This window comes from Photobacterium sanguinicancri (assembly GCF_024346675.1).
Taxonomy (GTDB): domain Bacteria; phylum Pseudomonadota; class Gammaproteobacteria; order Enterobacterales; family Vibrionaceae; genus Photobacterium; species Photobacterium sanguinicancri.
Genome location: NZ_AP024851.1, coordinates 1,605,568 through 1,622,172, shown reverse-complemented (window position 1 = coordinate 1,622,172; position 16,605 = coordinate 1,605,568). Strand labels below are relative to the sequence as shown.

The 16,605-nt window shown below is 44.2% G+C and carries 12 protein-coding genes and 1 tRNA gene; 5 read left to right on the top strand and 8 right to left on the bottom strand.

Annotated features, from left to right (window positions below; all coding sequences use genetic code 11):
• Positions 1-56: 56 nt before the first annotated feature.
• Positions 57-284 carry a hypothetical protein gene (locus OCU87_RS24075; RefSeq protein WP_261858772.1) on the bottom strand — a complete coding sequence of 76 codons (228 nt, stop codon included), beginning with the start codon at positions 282-284 and terminating at the stop codon, positions 57-59.
• A 333-nt stretch (positions 285-617) separates the two neighbouring features.
• Here OCU87_RS24075 and OCU87_RS24070 point away from each other — a divergent pair, with 333 nt between their 5' ends.
• The 5 genes from OCU87_RS24070 (at position 618) to OCU87_RS24050 (ending at position 7,062) form a co-directional block, all read left to right on the top strand.
• Positions 618-3,161: an FG-GAP repeat domain-containing protein gene (locus OCU87_RS24070; RefSeq protein WP_261858771.1), complete on the top strand. Its 2,544-nt coding sequence runs from the start codon at positions 618-620 to the stop codon at positions 3,159-3,161.
• Between the two features lie 221 nt (positions 3,162-3,382).
• Entirely contained in the window at positions 3,383-3,829 is a 447-nt protein-coding gene (locus OCU87_RS24065; protein ID WP_261858770.1) for an acyl-CoA thioesterase, read from the top strand.
• Positions 3,830-3,937: 108 nt separating this feature from the next.
• Positions 3,938-4,027 (top strand) — tRNA-Ser (locus tag OCU87_RS24060).
• Between the two features lie 367 nt (positions 4,028-4,394).
• Positions 4,395-6,488, top strand: coding sequence for an elongation factor G (gene fusA, locus OCU87_RS24055; RefSeq protein ID WP_062692218.1), 2,094 nt, complete (start codon positions 4,395-4,397; stop codon positions 6,486-6,488).
• Positions 6,489-6,813: 325 nt separating this feature from the next.
• Entirely contained in the window at positions 6,814-7,062 is a 249-nt protein-coding gene (locus OCU87_RS24050; protein WP_062692220.1) for a hypothetical protein, read from the top strand.
• Positions 7,063-7,194: 132 nt separating this feature from the next.
• Here the strand turns inward: OCU87_RS24050 and OCU87_RS24045 are convergent, their stop codons facing one another.
• From OCU87_RS24045 to OCU87_RS24015, 7 genes are all read right to left on the bottom strand, one after another.
• Positions 7,195-8,538, bottom strand: a complete 1,344-nt coding sequence (locus OCU87_RS24045; RefSeq protein WP_261858769.1) for a TldD/PmbA family protein — start codon at positions 8,536-8,538, stop codon at positions 7,195-7,197.
• Positions 8,538-9,923, bottom strand: coding sequence for a TldD/PmbA family protein (locus OCU87_RS24040; RefSeq protein WP_261858768.1), 1,386 nt, complete (start codon positions 9,921-9,923; stop codon positions 8,538-8,540). Before OCU87_RS24040 ends, OCU87_RS24045 begins: the two co-directional genes overlap by 1 nt.
• Positions 9,924-10,085: 162 nt before the next feature.
• The gene (locus OCU87_RS24035) at positions 10,086-11,066 is read right to left on the bottom strand and encodes a CobW family GTP-binding protein (protein WP_261858767.1); all 981 of its coding nucleotides are present in this window, start codon (positions 11,064-11,066) and stop codon (positions 10,086-10,088) included.
• Between the two features lie 137 nt (positions 11,067-11,203).
• Positions 11,204-12,574, bottom strand: coding sequence for an L-serine ammonia-lyase (locus OCU87_RS24030; RefSeq protein WP_261858766.1), 1,371 nt, complete (start codon positions 12,572-12,574; stop codon positions 11,204-11,206).
• Positions 12,575-12,798: 224 nt separating this feature from the next.
• A complete protein-coding gene (locus tag OCU87_RS24025; protein ID WP_261858765.1) occupies positions 12,799-14,877 on the bottom strand; it encodes an acetoacetate--CoA ligase in 2,079 nt (692 codons plus the stop codon).
• A 2-nt stretch (positions 14,878-14,879) separates the two neighbouring features.
• Complete coding sequence (maiA, locus tag OCU87_RS24020) at positions 14,880-15,515, bottom strand: maleylacetoacetate isomerase (protein ID WP_261858764.1); 636 nt, start codon at positions 15,513-15,515, stop codon at positions 14,880-14,882.
• 32 nt (positions 15,516-15,547) lie between these two features.
• Entirely contained in the window at positions 15,548-16,585 is a 1,038-nt protein-coding gene (locus tag OCU87_RS24015) for a fumarylacetoacetate hydrolase family protein (protein WP_261858763.1), read from the bottom strand.
• Positions 16,586-16,605 lie beyond the last annotated feature (20 nt).

The following is a 16,605-nucleotide window of genomic DNA, read 5'->3' as shown; positions in this document are numbered from 1 at the left end:
CTGTCTTGTTATCACAACACTTAGTTGGAAACTCTTCAGTATAAAGATAGGTATATTTAATGTGAGGACGTTGAATCGCTATTAGACTCAAGCCTTATCGTGTACTTAACCGCAGCAACCGCGATAAAAAAGAGAATGAACGGAATGGCCGCAGCAATGTATTCACTCCACATCATATAAGCAAAACTCTTTGCTAAAATAACGTGCCCAGCAATGAGCAAAAAAGCACAAATAACCGCAACAACAATAAGTTTAACTTCGCTGTTCAATGCGCGTTTTTCCATTTTGTGTACCTCTCTCTGGTTACCCAATGTGAGTTACTAGTAAAACATTGATTAATAGATAGGTAGTAGTACAGAAAGCGGCAAAACAGACCATAACAGTTGATGTTAGGTTCAGCGCAATGCCGCCATAGTAATAAACAAGTAACCAATAAACGCCTCTTATTGTGTGTCGTATAAATACCCGTAAGGAATGTTGTTAACTTATTGATTTAAATTGACTAATTCTTGCTCTGTTGACGTGTGCATTTTTGTTATTAATCCTTTTGGGATGTAATATTCGCAGCGATTATGAGTATATGCTCAACCATTCACACACAGAGTGCACATATAATAATGAACAATAAAAAAGTAGGGTCATGGCTAGCGAGCGCCTTGATTAGCTTATCTGTTGCTGGGTGTAACAGCGATAGCAATGAAAGTACGCCGAAGAAAGAACCTCAAGCGACTGTTAATGCACAATTTGCTGCAACTTACCTCCAAACTATCCAGCCGCCAGCACTCAGTGGTTATTCAGTCCAATATGATGCGTCAGCGTCGACCGCTAAGGTGATGACAGTCTCTAAGGCAGCGCAAGATGTGTCTTATCAAGGCACATTACGTATTACCAATCGTGCCACCCCTTCTGAACACACCGATTATGAGTGGCCAGTAACGCAACGTGCCGATGGTAGTGTGGAGTCTCACCGTGCATTATCATTAAAACCAGGTGTTTATGATTTCTTTTTAATTGTTGCAGACAGTAAAGGTCATCAATATTTAGCAGAGTCACTGGGTCAGCAGATTGTTGATAATGAGCAACCAGAGCTCGAGTTTGTATTAAAGCCAAACCTTGGCGAAACCATTACCGATCTTGATGTTGTCGCTTATGTGACTAACTTAAAATTCTCATTTACTGCTGAAGAGTTATCTGAGTTGATTGAGCCCCAGTTTGGCTTGAAAATTAATGATGAGAAAGAACGCGTTTTCAGCATTAATAAAGAGACTGGCTTATCCGAAATCGTGCTAAATGTTCAGCCAGGTGAGTACACCATGGCGCTGAAATTGTACGATGGCGATCTGATGGTCGGCAAAAATGAAAATGAAACTAAGCTAGATATCGTTGAAGGCTCTGATGCCAAGATAGACGTGATCCCGTTACAAGCGGATGTCACGGTGAAGCTGGATGAGCTAAAAGATCTGGGCGAGTTTACCTTTAATATTCCGTCTGAGATCGTTGAAGAAGTTGGCGATGAAAGCAAGGTCTCGTTAATTGTTCGTCTTTCATCTAACAGCACGGATGCCTTAATTCATGAAAAAGTGCTCACGGTTGTTAGCGATAATAAAGGTGGCTTTGTCGCGAGTGATATTTTTGAAACCCAAGGTGAAAGTGCAGTAACTGCAAGTTTGTCTTTTCATCATATAGATGAAGCGGCAGAGGGCTACCTGAAAGCACCGTATGCGCAATGCCTAAGTGATATTAATGTAGCGCTGAATCAAGGGGCGGGTTGTAAGTTAAGCCTTAAACGCGAAGGTATTATTACAGGTCATATTAAAGGGACAGTGCACTTTAATATTATCGATCAACAGTCTCAGGCTGCGAGTGGTGCCAAGGTTTACCTTAATAATGAATTAGTCGGTATCACAGGTAAAGAACTGAGCCCTGGTTCATTAAAGCTGAACTTGGTCGCTGGCGAGTATATGGTGAAAGCCTCTCAAGGTAATGCTATTGCGAAAGATAGTATCGAAGTCAAACCTCTCGATGTATTGAATAAGGCTTTGTACTTAGGGCGTAACCCTGACTTGGGTACGGGGAATTTTGTTGAGCAGAGCCAGTTTTATGCATCAAGTTATGTAGATCCATATTCAATTGCCACTGGTGATATTAATGGTGATGGTTTAGTTGATTTAGTTTTTGGTGGATACCGAGGCTATCAGGTTGAAATCGCTCAACCTGATGGCAGCTATAAGTCCACGTATCAAGAAATATTACCAGCGGCTTATCGTCAGGTTGCGCTGGGTGATTTGGATGGTGATGGTGATCTGGATTTTGTATTGAGTGCAGAAGAGGGGGATGTTTTATCAGTCTATTTGAATGACGGAAAAGGTAACTTTGCGAAAGATACTGATTTACTGCCTCAGACTGAGGATACCGGTATTTATAGCGTAAAAGTTGCTGATCTTGATAACGACGGTGATTTGGACGTTGTTGCACTTAGAGCTGGTGCGAGTTCCGCGAGTGGCCGTACTCTGATTTATCTTAATCAAGGTAACGGTAAGTTTATTGATTCACAGCAACAGCTCATGTCTAAGGTTAATCGAAATAAGATGTCAGTATTGGCGATTGGCGATATGAATAATGATGGTCACCTAGACATTGTTGTCGGAGAATCTGGTACTGGAAGTAAAGGGTTAATTTATCTGAACAATGGCAAAAGTATCTTTGAAAGTTCGAAGGTCATTTGGGACGATAATCATGAGTCTTCAACTTCTGTCGTGCTAGCAGATGTGAACGATAACGGTAAGCTGGATGTTTTTGTAACAGATGAAGATGGCAGAAACCGTTTATACCTTAATGAAGGCGATGTTACGTTTAGCTTGTCTAGTTCGAACTTCGGTACTCAAGGTCAACGCGCAGTTTTTTCAGATATCAACAGTAATGGTAAACCAGACATCCTAATTCTAGATGCTAATAGCTTAGTCACAGCGTATTCAAACAATGGCAATGGTACTTATACTTTGTCGCATACAGTGGTTGGCGCTTCTGATTTCGGAACTACGGATGACTTGCACACCATCGACTTAGATAAAGATGGTGATGAGGACTTAGTGGTGCTGGGCTATAAAAGTGAAACACCAAAACCTGTTTATGGTCGTATTTACCACAACACACCACACTAACCGAATTTAGTTAGTTTTCCTATGTTAGTCAGCGGCAGTTTCCCTGCCGCTTTTTTGTGTCTGTTTGTTGCACGAGAACCTGTATTGAGCAAGCGTGTGACGGTTGTCAATAATCCGAATTTTGCCACTTACTTATGTTGTAAAAATGTTAACCCCCTTCTAGGGTTAAGACTCTATTCAAACGGTTGTTTAGATCTATTACTTTTATTGAGGAACAAAACATGGAAGCAATGCTAAAGGGTTACCCTGTCATTACTGAAATACCAGTAGCATGGGGAGAAATGGATGCCCTCAATCATGTCAATAACGTGGTTTACTTCCGCTATTTTGAAACGGCGCGCATTGATTACTTTTTGCAGCTTTCATTAATGGATGATTTGCAAAAGACGGGGATTGGACCTGTGCTGAAAGAAACGCAATGTAGCTATAAAATTCCAGTGACTTTTCCCGACACTTTGCATGTCGGATCTAAAATCTGCGATATGGGTGATGATCGTTTTACGATGGAATACAGTGTTTATAGCCAAAAGTTAGGGAAAATAACCACAGTTGGTAGTGCGGAAGTGGTGATGTTTAACTTTAAAACCAATAAAAAAGCCCATATTTCCGATGAAATACGCTCCCGGATCACTGAGATTCAAGCTGAAAAGGATGTAATATCAGTATAAAAAGAGGGGAACACTCCTTTTTTTGATTTTTTTGCTGGTTTTATGCCCGTTTAGTGTTTCTAGGGGTTTACAGTTTACCGAAGCATCGTTAACATACGCCGCAATTACGGAGAGATGGCTGAGTGGTCGAAAGCACCGGTCTTGAAAACCGGCGGCGGTTTATCCCGTCCTAGGGTTCAAATCCCTATCTCTCCGCCAAATTTTAGAAACCCGCCTAGTGGCGGGTTTTTTCGTATGTAGCACGTGTTTATGGTTGAGTGAATTCTCAGCTAATGAAGACGGTTAACTAGGCGTCCTGATAGCATCGATGCATAAATATAGGGGAGTGGAAGCGTGAGTATTACTCAGACAGTGCTATATTTTAGCAAGCTATACTCACCCCTTTATTACAGCCTGTTGTCAGGTTATTTTAGGCGGGCAAGTAAATTGATGCCGATGTGACCAAACAATCAATACTATATGCAGCGATTCCTGTAATTGACGCTATAGCTATGTTTTGTTTATCACAATAAGTGTTATACTTCCCACCTTGAATAGTGACAGTAATTGTTTATAGAGAAAAACAATGACAGATTTATCTAAATACAGAAACATTGGTATTTTCGCGCACGTTGATGCGGGTAAAACTACTACTACTGAGCGTATCCTGAAGCTTACTGGTAAAATCCATAAAACCGGTGAAGTTCATGATGGCGAATCAACAACTGACTTCATGGAACAGGAAGCTGAGCGTGGAATAACCATCCAGTCTGCAGCAGTAAGCTGTTTCTGGAATGATCACCGCCTAAACGTTATCGATACTCCTGGACACGTTGACTTCACAGTTGAAGTTTACCGTTCACTTAAAGTACTTGATGGCGGTATCGGTGTATTCTGTGGTTCTGGTGGTGTTGAGCCTCAGTCAGAAACTAACTGGCGTTACGCGAATGAATCAGAAGTTGCTCGTCTGATCTTCGTAAACAAACTAGACCGCATGGGTGCTGACTTCTTTAGCGTTGTTGATCAAGTTAAAAAAGTACTAGGTGCTAACCCACTAGTTATGACTCTACCAATCGGTCGTGAAGATGACTTCGTTGGTGTTGTAGACGTTCTAAACCGTCAAGCATACGTTTGGGATGACACTGGTCTTCCTGAAAACTACGAAATTCAAGCAATCCCAGAAGATATGGTTGATGACGTAGAAGCTTACCGTGAAGAGATGATCGAAACTGCTGTTGAGCAAGACGACGATCTAATGGAAGCTTACATGGAAGGTGAAGAGCCTTCTATCGAAGACATTAAGCGTTGTATCCGTAAAGGTACTCGCGATATCGCATTCTTCCCAACGTTCTGTGGTTCTGCATTCAAAAACAAAGGTATGCAGCTAATCCTTGACGCAGTTGTTGATTACCTTCCGTCTCCAACAGAAGTTGATCCACAGCCGCTAACAGATCCAGAAACTGGTGAGCCAACTGGTGAAGTTGCAACAGTATCTGTTGATGAGCCACTAAAAGCGCTTGCGTTCAAAATTATGGACGACCGTTTCGGTGCACTTACTTTCATCCGTATCTACTCAGGTAAGATGAATAAAGGTGACACAATCCTTAACTCAGCAACTGGTAAAACAGAGCGTATCGGCCGTATGGTTGAGATGCAAGCTGATGAGCGTAACGAACTAACATCTGCACAAGCTGGTGACATCATCGCTGTTGTAGGTATGAAAAACGTTCAAACTGGTCACACTCTTTGTGATGTTAAGCACGAGTGTACGCTTGAGCCAATGATCTTCCCAATTCCAGTAATCTCTATTGCTGTTACGCCGAAAGACAAAGGCGGTTCTGAGAAAATGGGTATCGCAATCGGTAAAATGGTTGCAGAAGATCCATCTTTCCAAGTTGAAACTGACGAAGAAACTGGCGAAACCATCCTTAAAGGTATGGGTGAGCTTCACCTAGATATCAAAGTAGATATCCTTAAGCGTACTTACGGCGTAGACCTAATCGTTGGTCAACCACAAGTTGCTTACCGTGAAACTATCACTAAAGCAGTTGAAGATAGCTACACGCATAAGAAACAATCTGGTGGTTCTGGTCAATTCGGTAAAATCGATTACCGTATCAAACCAGGCGAAGTTGGTTCTGGTTTCAGCTTCAAGTCTGTTGTTGTTGGTGGTAACGTACCTAAAGAATTCTGGCCTGCAATCGAAAAAGGTTTTGCTGGCATGATGGATAACGGTGTTCTTGCTGGTTTCCCAACGCTAGATGTTGAAGTTGAACTATTCGACGGTGGTTTCCACGCAGTCGATTCATCTGCAGTAGCTTTCGAAATCGCAGCGAAAGGCGCATTCCGTCAAACGATGCCTAAAGCAGGTGCACAACTTCTTGAACCAATCATGCACGTAGACGTGTTCACACCAGAAGATCACGTTGGTGATGTTATCGGTGACCTTAACCGTCGTCGTGGTATGATCAAAGACCAAATGGCTGGTGTTACTGGCGTACGTATCAAAGCGGACGTTCCACTATCAGAAATGTTTGGTTACATTGGTACTCTACGTACAATGACATCTGGTCGTGGTCAGTTCTCTATGGAGTTCGCACACTACGCACCATGTCCTGCTAACGTAGCAGAAGCAGTAATTGCTGAAGTTAAAGAACGCGAAGCAGCAGCTAGAAAATAATTTAGCTCCTTTCGTTAATTAACTTTATAACCCCGATAGTGAAAACTATCGGGGTTATTTTTTATCTGTTATTTAGCAAATAATGTGCGAATGGCTAGATGATTGTGAGGCCTGAGCGTTGGTTTACTTGGTTGTCTGCAACTTTCTCTCTACAAGTGTAATCTTGCCTATTTTAAACGGGTAATCTCAAGTTATTAACGCCGAGCAGTCACAATTTCCTCATTGTTACAATGTAGAGTTCTTCCTTATCTCGTTTTATATTCTTACTTAGTTTTCTGCCTCTGTTTTTTTGCTCATCTATACTTACGACAATAGGGGGTGCTAAATGTTTGTTGCAGTAGAGCATGAGATTATAGATCCTGAATTATTTCAAAAAAAAGCAGGCGAGAAGCTGCGTAACCCACCTTCGGGGATGTACATGATGACGGCAATGTTCGATCGTCACGAAGCTGTCTGCCAATGTATATGGCAGGTTGAGTCGTTAGAAGCTGTACTGGACTTTATCGATAGTGAGTTTTCGGATTGTGCGGTGAATAGCTACTTTGAGGTTGATCCTGATATCGCGATTGGATAAGAAAACCTTGCCATCATATATTGATGGAAGGGTATTGGCTTCACTTTTCAGTGAGATAAAAACGCCCCACAATGTATGAATAATTGCGGGGCGCTGATTTATTTTTTCTATCTGCTAGCCTTGGGCTACTGTTTAATTACCAGCAATACTTAAGCGAGAAAAACGGATTTTAGGTGCGAAGAAATCACGTTCGTAATCGTTTTGTAGTGTATTCCCGATGGCGTCTATTTCTTTGATCATTTGGTAGAAGTTACCCGCAACGGTAATGCCACGAACAGGTTGGATGCGCTGTCCATCACGACACAAGAAGCCACTTGCACCAAATGAGAAATCACCGCTAACCGCATCAGCGCCCGAATGCACGCCTTGCAGTTCAACAAGCTCAAGGTATTCACCTGCCGAGACTTCAGCATCAGAGCTTGTACCTGCAGCGATAACCGTATGACGGCTAGAAACGCCTAGACCACCTTTAGCTGAGCGAGAACCATTGGCTGTATTCTCAATACCGAAGTAGCTTGCAGTATGGCTATTGTGTAATAGGCTTTGCAGCTGCCCTTCACCAATAAGAATCGTATCTTTAGTCGCGAAGCCTTCACTATCAAAGGCTTTAATCGCTGAGCCACCTTCAACCAGCGCAATATCAGATACCGTTAGAAGGGAACTAGCAACCTGAGTGTTCAGTGCTTCTCGCCAAGGGTTAATACCTTTCATTGCTGCTTGACCCGACAGGCACATGCCAAAGGCGCCAAATAAACTACTTAAACAGCTCAGGTCAAACATGACACTGTAACTTTTAGTGGCAATCGGCTTGCCTTCTAATAAGGCAAAGGCGGTCTCGTAGCCATGATCAATACAGTATTGTGGATTGAGTTGATCAAAGCGGCGACCCGAAGACATGCCGCCGTGCATTGCTTGAAGGCCATCTTTTTCAATCAGGCTATAGGCGTAGCAATAGGTTGATCGCTCTTGGTGCTGACACCGGCTACCTTGGGTATTGGCCAAAATGATCTGGCTGTCTGATTCGCCAAAGCCATTGTATGGCGCACTTTTAGCGTGAGGCTTTGCGACTACACCACTTTCAAGCGCCAGTGCTAAGGCTATTTTCTCATCCGCGGTAGTGTCATCTTGCTGATAAATTTCTGCGACATTCGTGGTTAACTGGCTACCGACACAGCTGATGGTTTGGTGCTCATCCGCTTGAGTAAATTTAGCATTAGCGAGTGCTTGCTCAACCATTGCATCTAAGCTCGCAGGCTCAAGTGACTCTGAATAGCTGGTTGCAACATGGGCATCTTTAACCACGCGAACGCCAATCACTTGGCCTGAGGTGACTTTGTATTCGTCTAATTCACCCGCGTTAGCTTTGAGTGAGAAGTTATTGCTACGGTTAGCAATAATATCGGCTTGGGCACCCGCAGCTTGAACTCGTTCTAATACCTGCTCAATAGCCTGTTGTAGTGTGTTTGAATCCGCCATTAGTTACCCCCTCCAACCAAAATGTTATCCACTTTTAGTGCAGCTTGTCCAACTGTGGTCGGTACTGAACCACTGACCGAGCCACACATACCTGCGGCTAGGGCAAAGTCTTGGCCGATCATGCTAATTTCTTGCAGCACTTTAGGACCTGTGCTGATCAAGGTTGCTGTTTTCAGAGGCTTAGTGATTTTTCCGTTTTCAATCAGGTAGGCTTCTTGTACCGCGAAGTTAAATTCACCAGTGCCCGGTTGTACTGAGCCGCCACCCATTTTCTGTGCGTAAATGCCATGTTCAACACTGGATACCATCTCATCTAAGCTACTGTTACCTGCTTCAATGAAGGTATTACGCATACGGGAAGTTGGCGCATATTTGTAAGACTCACGACGACCAGATCCCGTTGGTGCATAGCCTGTTTTTAATGAGCCCATATGGTCAACCATAAAGCTGGTGAGCTTACCGTCTTTGATCAGTTGAGTACGCTGGGTTTCCATGCCTTCATCATCGATGTTAATAGAGCCCCATTCGTTGCTCATGGTGCCATCATCAACGGCGTTAACCACAGGGTTAGCAATCATTTCGCCCATCTTGTCATGGAAGACAGAGGCTTTTTTGGCAACAGAGGTGGTTTCAAGTAAGTGGCCGCAGGCTTCGTGGAAGATAACACCACCAAAGCCATTACCTATGATCACAGGCATTTCGCCTGATGGACAAGGGGCGGCATACAGTTTGACCATCGCTTGTTTTGCGACATCTTGACCAAGCTGTTCTGCGTTCAGGGTATCTAAGAACTCCCAACCCGTTAAGGCGCCAGGGGCTTCAAAGCCAGTAGATTGTTCTTGGCCATTTTGTGCAATCGCTGTTGCGGCTACGCGAGAATAGTGGCGGGTATCACCAATGTGTAGGCCTTTGGAGTTGAAGATTTCGATCTGTTGCTCGCGTTGTAAAATACGACCAATAAATTGAGAGATCTTGTCATCTTCGTGACGAGCTGCATGATCAACTTTTCGTAGAAAGGCGATCTTTCCTTCTAAATTGGTATCTTGCGCAAGAGGGTGTTGGCAATGGTGCTTGCTGCTGTACTTATTAAGGTTCAGTGTACCTGCTTGAGCAATTTGGTCGCGTTTATCTTTGGCTGCTAATAAGCCTATTACGCGTTTTAATTCGTCTTCTTCGGTACTGTTAGTGTAGCCGTATAACACTTTGTAACCGAAGAAGAGGCGGATACCGATACCAAAATCGATACCTGAGTTAATTTTATCTACGTTACCGGAAATGAGTTCAACAGAGCTGGATTGATGGTGTTCAACAAACAATTCTGCGAAGTCTGCGCCAAGAAACAGCGCGTGATCAATCACCGCTTTGGCGATAGCAGGGTTTAGCATAGGTGCTCCTTGCTGTAATAATTGTGATTGTACGCCCTTGCGAAGCTACGTTGGCTTCATGGCATAGGGAAGAGAGTAAACGAAACTCTTTCTTCAATCATAGACTTAACTTTTTACTATGAATCTAAGATATCTAAGTATCTTAGCGATATGACAACCAAATTACGATTTTTGCACAATCGATAGCAAGATAGTTTCAAGCTCATCCCACGGAAGAAGGTCTTTATCAATCACTTCAACTCGCGATTCGAAGCCATCTAGAGATAACTCACTCACTGAGACTACTTGGTTTACGGCATTAAACACAAAGCAGCCTCGTTCCGTATTCACAACCGCTTTCACACGCATAGCGTTAATGTTAGAAAGCAGTTTAAACATTTGCGAAAAATCAAAAATTTGATCGGCACCAAAGAACCACCCACAGCTTCGGTAACCTTGGCCGCTATTTTCTTTACGCACATAGGTTTGCCCAGGGGCAAGTTCAAAACCTGGCAGTGGGACTGCATTATCGCTGTGATGATGATGGTGGCTGTGTACCGCAGGGCGTTCGATGCGATCAAGTTCTAGCCACTCGAGGTCAAGCTTACCTTGTTCGACTTTACCAATAGCAGCTTTAGTTGGATCGCACGCTTGTGCAAAGGTATCAAAAGCGACAAGGTCGTATTCCACACATTCATCAACTTTGTTAGCGACTAATACATCAGCGAGACCAATTTGATCTTGGAAGTTGTCATTATCGGTATATAAAGTATCTGATAAGTGGCGAGGATCGACCAGCGTTATGGTTGCTTTTAAGTCGATGTAATTGGCAAATGACTCAGTCGTGAGTTTGTTGATGATTTCTTTAGGGTGGCCTAAGCCTGTTGGTTCAAGCAGTAGGCGATCAGGTTTTTCTGCTAAAAGGGCATTGATCCCAACAGACATCGGTAAGCCTGCTACACAGCACATACAGCCGCCAGGTACTTCTTGTACTAATGCACCTTGCTGATCCAAGATAGCGCCATCAACACCGATGTTACCGAATTCATTGATTAAGATTGCCCATTTTTCATTTTCTGGTTTGCGAGCAAGTAATGACAGAATAGACGTTGTTTTACCGGCACCTAAAAAGCCAGTGATGATATTAGTAGGAATGCGCTTCATAAGGCCCGTACTGAGTTTGAGATAAGTAAACGTTATAGTATAACAAAAATAACAGAGTGTGGATGACGTGAAGACAGAAGAGGAAAAAAAAGGAAAGACATCGTCTTTCCTTTACAAAAGTGCGTGAGCAATACGAATTACTCACATGGTGGTGCGAGGTGAATCACAGCGAGTCCACCTAAGGATGTCTCTCGGTATTTCTTGTTCATGTCTTTACCAGTTTGGTACATGGTCGCTATGACTTTATCGAGTGAAATAAGCGATTTACTATTACGTTTCAATGCCATCCGAGAAGCATTTATCGCTTTCATCGCACCCATTGCATTGCGCTCTATGCATGGGATTTGCACTAAGCCACCAATAGGATCACATGTCATGCCGAGTGAGTGTTCCATTGCGATTTCAGCGGCCATGCAAATTTGTTCATTACTGCCGCCGCGCAGTGCGGTTAACCCAGCTGCTGCCATTGACGATGATACGCCCACTTCGCCCTGACACCCCACTTCAGCACCAGAAATGGAAGCATTGGTTTTGTAGAGCATGCCGATAGCTGCAGATACGGAAAGGAAGTCTTTAACTTGTTTGGTGTCTAATGGCGCGATGAACTTGTTGTAATACATCAGTACTGCAGGAATGACACCTGCCGCACCATTGGTAGGAGAGGTCACTACTTGGCCTCCTGCAGCGTTTTCTTCACTTACCGCAAAAGCGAATAAATTAACCCAATCAAGAATGGTCATAGGGTCATTATCAATGTGCTGATTGGATTCGAGTTGTTTTAATAGCGCAGGGGCGCGGCGGGTGACGTGTAATCCCCCTTCGAGAATACCTTCATGCTGGAATCCACGGTGCATACAATCTGACATGATTTGCCAAATTTGAGCGGCACGTTGTTCAAGGCTTTTGGCGTCATTAAATGTCATTTCGTTAGCCTGAACTAATGCTCCTAAGCTCAATCCATCACGTTCTGCCATTGCCAGCATTTCATCGGCATTTTTAAATGGGTACGTCACCGTATCTTCACTGATTGATTGAGTACCTGTCATTTCATCTGCTGTAGCGATGAAGCCGCCACCAATGGAGTAATAGGTTTCTTCACATACGGACTTGCCTTGATTATCAAGTGCGGTGATTGTCATGCCATTTTCATGTAGCGGCAGATTACAGGTATGAAAGACAATGTCGTCGTTAAACTGAAAAGGTACCCGTTTTTTTGCGCCCAGCAGTAAGGTGTGGCTTTCTTTTGCTGCCGTCATTTCGCTGTTTGCGGCCTCAATATCGATGTTATCGGGTCTATTGCCCATTAAGCCGAGAAATACTGCGCGATCAGTATGGTGGCCTTTACCTGTTAATGATAACGAACCATAAAGATCCACCCGCACAGTGTGAACGTTATCGAGCATAGGCAGAATTTTTTGACAAAATTGATAGCCTGCAATCATTGGCCCATTGGTGTGTGAGCTGGATGGCCCGACCCCAATTTTGTAAATATCAAAAATAGACAACATAATGATTTTCCATGTTTTATAAAGCCATAGTGGAATACAGGCTTGTGGCTGTGGTTAACAAATTTAGTGGTCCGAAAATATTCAGAACCACACTACGCTGATAATAGCGGCGACTTAACCGAATTGTAACGTATGATTAACTAAAGTTTAGCGTGATTAGTAAGGCGTATTCAAAGAAGTGATACTGCTTCTGTGATGAAGCGTTCACTTTATTGACATTGTTATTATTGGCGTAATTCAGATCTATTTTTAAATACTTCCAATGCGAGAGGGTTTGCCAAAGCCCCGAGGTTTTTTACCTCTCTGTTTTCTACGACGTCTTTAACTGCCAGTTCGACTAACTTGCCTGATTTGGTACGAGGAATATCTGTAACGGCAAGAATGACGGCGGGGACATGACGTGGTGAACAATGTTGGCGGATCCTCGCGTTAATTGTCTGCCTGAGTGCATCATCCAGTACCTGATCAGCTTGTAACTGAACAAAGAGTACCACTCGAACATCATTTCCCCATTGTTGACCAATTACAATAGAGTCAACGACCTCCGCAAGCGGGTTCACTTGGCGGTAAATTTCTGCGGTGCCAATACGAACGCCTCCTGGGTTCAGTACGGCATCTGAGCGGCCCAAAAAGGTAAACCCGCCCTGCGAGTGAGTATGCTGGCAAACGAAATCTCCGTGATGCCATACATTTGGGTAGGTATCCCAATAAGCATGGTGGTAACGCTCACCTGTTGGGTCATCCCAAAAGCCAATTGGTTGATTGGGAAAGCTATTGGTACAGACTAATTCGCCTTGCTGATTGAGTACGGGATCGCCATTGGGGCCAAAGACTTCGACAGCCATACCCAGAGCGGCACCTTGGCACTCTCCACGATAAACCGGGGTGAGAGGATTGCCAATCACAAAGCAGCCACAAATGTCTGTCCCGCCTGAAATTGACGCTAGTTGTAGATCTGATTTTATATGGCTATAGACGAAATCAAATTGTTCAGGTGCAAGCACAGAGCCTGTTGAGCATAGGGTGTTTAACGAGGATAAGTTATGCTGGTGGCGAGGCTGATAGCCATGCTTCTCTAAGGCTTCCAAATATTTCGCTGAGGTACCGAATAAGCTGACTCTCTCGTTGTCGACCAGTTGCCAGAGCCTGTCGCCATTAGGATAAAAGGGCGATCCTTCATACAGAATAATCGTGGCGTCAGAGGCTAATCCAGTAACGAGCCAATTCCACATCATCCACCCACAAGTGGTGAAATAAAAGAGGCGATCGCGTGGTTTTACATTGCAATGAAGCTGATGTTCTTTGAGGTGATTCAATAAGGTGCCACCGCAGCTGTGGACGATGCACTTGGGCTTCCCTGTGGTGCCAGAGGAGTACAGGATATATAAAGGGTGGTTGAAGGGTATAGGGGTAAACTCAAGATGAAATGACGCTTCCTTGGTGCCTTGTTTGATGATCTGTGCCCAAGAGATTAGCGTGACCTTGGTTGCTGTTACTACTGGCATCTCACTGGAAAGGTAGGGGATGATAATCAGCAGTTCAACACTGGGTAGCTGCGCAAGGCATTGTTGAATAGGATTGATGCAACTGTGTGTTTTTCCACTATAACGATAACCATCTGCGGCTAATAAGACTTTCGGTTTGGTTTGACCAAATCGTTCGACCACGCTCTCGACCCCAAAATCGGGGGAGGTTGAGGTCCAAATCGCGCCGATTGAGGCCGTGGCGAGCATTGCAATCACGGTTTGTGGAATATTGGGCAAATAGCCCGCGACGACATCGCCTTGTTGGACACCTTGCTCTGTAAGGTATTGTGCTAATAAGGCGGTGTGTTGGTATAACTGTTGCCAATTTATCCGCTGCGTTAATGCATCGTCATCTTCACAATAAAATACAATCGCATCTTCCTTAGGATGTTGTTGCCAACTTTTTAATAGATTTTCGGCAAAATTAAGGCGTGCATTGGGAAACCAGACTGTGTCTTTCGCTGGTATGGCGGAAGAGGGATCACATTGATTTATGGGAGAATGTTGTTCGGCTATACCAATACCTATATTAGGAGCTTCACCCGTCCCAATATTGGTCCCTTTTACATCGCAAAAATCCCATACTGTGGCCCAAAATTGTTCACTGTCAGCTACTGACCAATGATGGAGCTGGTGATAATCGTGAAAAAGCCTGTTTTGACAACGACTGACATCCACCATGAATTGATACAGCAAGCTAGTTTGTATTCGCTCTTTGCTTGGCTGCCAGCTTATTACGCCCTCGTCTTTTGGTTTTTTTGCATCTGATGCCGCCATAACTATTCCTTAATTGAGTGATCAGGATGAGCGAGTTGAAAAGCGGGTAGCAATTGGCAAGTACGCTCTATGTCGTTAATGAGCGGAAAGGGATCTAAATCAAAATTGAATCGTCGAGCATTGTAAATTTGCGGGATCAAACACAGATCAGCGAGGGTCGGTTGATCACCACAACAAAAATCTGTTGGCGTCGGGCGTTGCATCAAGAGTTGTTCAAATGCCGATAAACCGCGGCTGAGCCAATAGTGATACCACACCATTTTTTCGTTTTGATTAACGCCTAACTCTGTATTGAGGTAGTTGAGCACTTGTAAGTTGTTCAGCGGGTGAATATCGCAAGCAATAAGCATCGCCAGCGAACGACACTGGGCTTTTTTCCAAGGGTCACTTGGGAGTAGTTTGGGGTCTGGGTGGATTTCGTTAAGGTACTCAATGATCGCCAGGGATTGTCCTAATGGCCCATTTTCATTTTCTAGGCTCGGCACGCGTTGATTCGGATTGGTGTGGCGATAATCATCATTTTGATGCTCGCCATCAATCAAAGAGATCGGCACAGCGTCATAACTTAGCCCCTTGAGGTGAAGTGCGATACGTACTCGATAAGATGCTGACGATCGGTAGTAATCATAGAGTTTCATCAATCTTCCCTCTGATAATCTAGTAATACGTTTTAACGTTTGGTTGAGGGATGTACAGCGTGATGGTTTAAGTCTTCATCAAGATAAGTATGTTGGTAACGCACAACACGTTGTTCTATGGCGCCAAAAATAGATTCGTTTGCCTCGTTAAACATTTCGATACGCACTGTGTCGCCAAAGTGCATAAAATCGGTTTGTGCTGCACCTTGCTCTAGGATTTCCAACATGCGTTTTTCAGCAATACAACATGAGCCTTGCGAACGGTCTTTATTAGAAACAGTCCCAGATCCGATAATAGAACCTGCGCTCACATGGCGTGTTTTCGCTATGTGCTGGAGCAGTTCAGCAAAGTTGAATGTCATGTCGGTGCCTGCATCCGGGCGACCAAATAATTGGCCATTGAGGTGAACGTGTAAGCGGTAGTGAAGCTTATAATCGTGCCATGCTTCGCCAAGTTCGTCAGGGGTGACGGCCACAGGAGAGAAGCTAGAGGCGGGCTTGGACTGAAAAAATCCAAAACTCTTCGCCAGTTCGTTAGGGATTAAGTTTCTCAGTGAGACATCATTCACGAGCATCAATAACCGAATATGGTCGTGGGCTTCTTCAGTTCGCAGCCCCATAGGGACATCGTCGGTCACTATGGCTATCTCGCCTTCAAAGTCGATCCCCCACGCTTCGTCTGCCGCTTCTATATCATCGTTTGGCCCTAAGAATCGGTCAGACATGCCTTGATACATCAGAGGATCGGTCCAAAAGCTCTCAGGCATGGCAGCCCCTCGGGCTTGGCGTACTAACTCGACATGATTGACATACGCACTGCCATCGGCCCATTGATACGCTCGTGGTAAAGGGGAGGCACAGCGTTCTGGATTGAACACAAAGCTGTCTGGTGCATCGTCATTATTCAGGTTGCGGTATAAATGCGCTAAATCCGCTTCAACATGGGGCCAATTATCGAGTGCAAATTGCAGGGTCGGTGCAATATGGTGTGCATGGACGGCACGGGTTAAATCGCGGGATACGATGATAAGTTGACCATCACGACCTTGCTTGAGAGAGGCTAATTTCACAGTAAGTTCCTCGTATCGGT